The 265-nt window shown below is 60.8% G+C and carries 1 protein-coding gene; it reads left to right on the top strand.

From position 1 onward, the window contains the following. Positions 1-34: 34 nt before the first annotated feature. The coding region (locus tag R0J92_RS23650) for a hypothetical protein (RefSeq protein WP_411053470.1) at positions 35-265 on the top strand (231 nt) is incomplete at its 3' end.

Here is a 265-nt window from a genome sequence, read left to right as displayed (position 1 = left end):
CATTCCGCCTGCGGTCCTAATCGTCATGTTGTCCATGGGCTTTTCGGCCACATACGCGGCGCTTTGGGCAATGGTTGCCTGTCCGTCTTCCGCGTTCCTCCGACGCAACACTTGGATCACGCCGACCAAGGCCATTGAGGCGGTGCGCGACGCAGCCAAGCAGGCCGCGGAAGTGGCGGTGCCAATCGCGGCAATCGGAATCGTTATTGCCGTTGCCATTCAATCAAACCTGGCCCTGAAGTTCTCCGGCTCGCTGATCGACGCC

Origin of the sequence: Tritonibacter sp. SIMBA_163 (assembly GCF_046535935.1) — a bacterium.
In the GTDB taxonomy this organism is placed as follows: domain Bacteria; phylum Pseudomonadota; class Alphaproteobacteria; order Rhodobacterales; family Rhodobacteraceae; genus Epibacterium; species Epibacterium scottomollicae.
This window is presented reverse-complemented; position numbering and strand designations above follow the sequence as displayed.